This is a genomic window from Brevundimonas sp. (assembly GCF_036402095.1).
In the GTDB taxonomy this organism is placed as follows: Bacteria; Pseudomonadota; Alphaproteobacteria; order Caulobacterales; family Caulobacteraceae; genus Brevundimonas.
In genome coordinates this window covers 1-3193 of record NZ_DASWTO010000141.1, presented here as the reverse complement: position 1 = coordinate 3193, position 3193 = coordinate 1, and the positions used below count along the sequence as shown (strand labels likewise).

The 3193-nt window shown below is 71.1% G+C and carries 4 protein-coding genes and 1 pseudogene; 2 read left to right on the top strand and 3 right to left on the bottom strand.

Going from position 1 to position 3193, the window contains the following annotated elements; all coding sequences use genetic code 11:
• Window positions 1-379, bottom strand: a 379-nt coding sequence (locus tag VGD32_RS10125) for a hypothetical protein (RefSeq protein ID WP_331031768.1), incomplete at its 3' end; no start/stop codon positions are given.
• A gap of 122 nt (window positions 380-501) precedes the next feature.
• Window positions 502-984 (bottom strand): surface-adhesin E family protein, encoded by a 483-nt coding sequence (locus VGD32_RS10120; RefSeq protein WP_331031767.1) that lies wholly within the window; start codon window positions 982-984, stop codon window positions 502-504.
• A gap of 48 nt (window positions 985-1032) precedes the next feature.
• Here VGD32_RS10120 and VGD32_RS10115 point away from each other — a divergent pair, with 48 nt between their 5' ends.
• Both VGD32_RS10115 and VGD32_RS10110 read left to right on the top strand, forming a co-directional pair.
• Window positions 1033-1764 (top strand): WecB/TagA/CpsF family glycosyltransferase, encoded by a 732-nt coding sequence (locus VGD32_RS10115; protein ID WP_331031766.1) that lies wholly within the window; start codon window positions 1033-1035, stop codon window positions 1762-1764.
• Between the two features lie 31 nt (window positions 1765-1795).
• The gene (locus VGD32_RS10110) at window positions 1796-2266 is read left to right on the top strand and encodes a GNAT family N-acetyltransferase (RefSeq protein WP_331031765.1); all 471 of its coding nucleotides are present in this window, start codon (window positions 1796-1798) and stop codon (window positions 2264-2266) included.
• On the opposite strand, the pseudogene VGD32_RS10105 reads toward VGD32_RS10110, so the two are convergent.
• Window positions 2263-3193, bottom strand: a pseudogene (locus VGD32_RS10105) (chromosome segregation protein SMC); the annotation flags it as partial. The gene VGD32_RS10110 and the pseudogene VGD32_RS10105 overlap by 4 nt on opposite strands.

Genomic DNA, 3193 nt, shown 5'->3' with positions numbered 1-3193 from the left:
CGGCGTCCAGGGTGATCGCCCCCGGCGTCCCGGCGGCGGGCGCCGAGCGCTCCGCCGGCCCGGCGTCGGTCTTGAGGTGCGTGGCGCCGGCATAGAGGGCGGTCCGGACGGTCCGCGACGTGCGCGCCGCGCAGTCGATCTCCCATTCCAGCGCCAGAGTGTCCGCCCCGCTGGGAATGGCGTCCTTCAGGAACAGCCACGTCCAGGCGCGCTTCAGCGACCCGTCGTCGGTGGGCGTGGTCATGTAGCCGGCGACGACCGGCGCGGCGAACACCTGCCGCATCGGCCCGTCCAGCCCCGGTGTCATGTCCTGCGCCGCCGCCTCGGTCGCGGCAAAGAGGAATGCGCTGGCGCAGGCAACCTTAAGTATTGTATTCATGGAATAAATCCCCCTCCAAATCCCCGAGGGCACTATCTCTGTGATTCAGCGATATGCAACGGGTCGCGCCGTTTTCGGTCCGGGATAGGCCGATCCGGTTCGAAGGCCGGCTTCGGCTCGGCTCAACTCGCGTGGCGCAGCGCCGCCCGCCCGACCCTGACCGCGTCCGCGAGACTGTCCGCGTCAGCCTCTCCGGCCGAGGCCGGATCGCAGGCCACGGCGAGCAGTTCGGCGGCGTCCCCGCCCGGCGCAGCAGGGTAGGCTGGGGCCGCGTCCGGAGTGGCGGGCCCCTCTGCGCCGCCCTCCCGCACGGAGGCGAAGTCCAGCCGGTCCGCGGTGCGCGCGCGGCAGTCGAACGCCCACCAGGACCAGCCGCCCCAGTAGGTCTGTCCCCCGACCTCGAAATCGTCCTCGGCGACCTGCAGCGACCGCATCCGGACCCCGTCGCCGTCCCGACTGATGGTCGAAAGGTCCGCAAGCACGGCGAACCGTCCCACGCCGGTCAGCACCAGACGGGGACCGTCCTGCGCGGGCGGGACCGGCTCGGCGCAGGCCGGCGTCGCCAGTGTCAGGCCGAGCAGGACCGCGAGCGTCGCCGTGTTCATGCGCCAGTCGTAACCGCCCGTTGACCCGCTGGCGAGTAGGCTCGAGCGATGACGCGGTTCATGACGCTCGACTTCGCCGACGGAGACCGGCCCGCGCTGCTGCGCCGCGTCGCGGCCCTGGCGCGCGGGGAGGGCTACGCCTTCGTGGTCACGCCCAACGTCGACCATGTCATCAAGCTGATGGACGGGCGGGTCGAGGCCGATGTCTACGGCGCGGCCGATCTGAAGGTCTGCGACAGTCGCATCCTCGGCCATCTCGCCCGGCTGAGGGGCAAGGCCCTGGCCGTCTATCCCGGCTCCGACCTGACCGCCGACCTGCTCGCCTCGCCGGTCGCGAAGGATCTGACCATCGGCGTGTTCGGCCCCGACCGCGGCGCCTTCGACGACCTGACGGCCCGCTATCCGGACCGCCGTTTCACCTTCATCGACGCCCCGATGGGCCTGACTCCCGGGACCGGCGTCTGGGATTCGGCGGTGGACGAGGCCGTCCGTGCGGAGTGGGACGTGTTGCTGGCCTGCGTCTCCTTCCCGAAACAGGAGCTTTTCGCCCACGCGCTGAGGGCGGCCGGCCGCAAGACGGGCGTGGCCCTGTGCGTCGGAGCCTCGGTGGACTTCCTCACCGGCCGTCAGCAGCGTGCGCCGCGCGTCTATCAGGCCCTGTCGCTGGAGTGGCTGCATCGCCTGATGACCCAGCCCCGGCGCATGTTCCGCCGCTATGTCGTCGAGGGCCCGGCCATTTTCGGTCTGTTCCTCCGGCACGAGGTTCTGGGGCGGGGTTGAACCCGGGCGGCGCCCGAGCCAGCTTGGCGGCATGACCGCCTTCACCCGCATCGACTTCCGCACCGGCCATGTCCTGGCCGTCGCCGATCCCGCCGCGCGCCGGCCCTTGCTGCTCGAGGGCGAGACCCTGCACCGGCAGCTGCGTCCCCTGCTGGAGGCCGACTACCCGGCGCAGGTCGAACGGCTGATCCCCGGCGGCGCCCGGCTGGCGCAGATCGTGGACGAGGGCGAGGTCCGCGCCATCGCCCTGTGGCGCGTGTTCGAGACCACCTACTGCGGCTGGCGTCTGGAGATCGAGGATCTGGTCTCCGATGAGGCGCATCGTTCGAAAGGCTATGGCGCCGCCATGATCGGCTGGCTCAACGACCAGGCCGTCGCCCTCGGCTGCCCCACCACCACGCTGATCTCCGGCACGCACCGCACCCGCGCCCACCGCTTCTACTTCCGCGAGGGCTACGCGATCACGGCCTTCCATTTCGTGAGGGAGACAGGCGTCTCCTAGGCCGCGACGATCTCTTCCGCCTGGGTCAGGTCCACGCTGACCAGCTGGCTCACCCCCCGCTCGGGCATGGTCACGCCGTACAGCCGATCCATCCGGCTCATGGTCACGGGGTTGTGGGTGATGACGATGAAGCGGGTGTCCGTCCGCTTCCGCATCTCGTCCAGCATGCGGCAGAAGCGGTCGACATTGGCGTCGTCCAGCGGCGCGTCGACCTCGTCCAGCACGCAGACAGGGGCCGGATTGGCGAGGAAGACGGCGAAGATCAGGGCCGCCGCCGTCAGGGCCTGCTCGCCGCCGGACATGAGGCTCATCACCGACAGCCGTTTGCCCGGCGGGCAGGCGTAGATCTCCAGCCCCGCCTCCAGCGGATCGTCGCTCTCCACCAGCTTCAGTTCGGCCTGGCCGCCGCCGAACAGGGCCTCGAACAGGGTCTTGAAGTTGTCGTTGATGATGTCGAACGCCGCCACCAGCCGTTCCCGGCCCTCGGCGTTCAGCTCGTCGATGCCGTCGCGCAGCTTGGCGATGGCCGAGGTCAGGTCCGACCGCTCGACCTTCATCGTCTGCAGCCGGTCGCCGTATTCATTGGCCTCTTCCTCGGCCAGCAGGTTGACCGCCCCCAGCGCCTCGCGCTCGCGTTCCAGGCCGTACAGCAGGCTCTCGGCCCCGGCGGCGTCCGGCGGCCGGGCGATGGCGTCGTCCTGCAGCTTCTGCCCCAGCTCTTCGGGCGACATCTGTGACGTCTCGCGCAGATTGGCCTCGGTCTCGGCCAGCTTCTCGGCGGCGGCCTCGGCCCGCGCCGCCAGCCCCGCCCGCGCCTCCCGCGCCGACGACGCCGCCGCTTCCGCCGCCCGGGCCGCACGGTCCGCCTCGCCCGCCTGACCCTCGGCCAGCAGGTTGACCGCCCCCAGCGCCTCGCGCTCGCGTTCC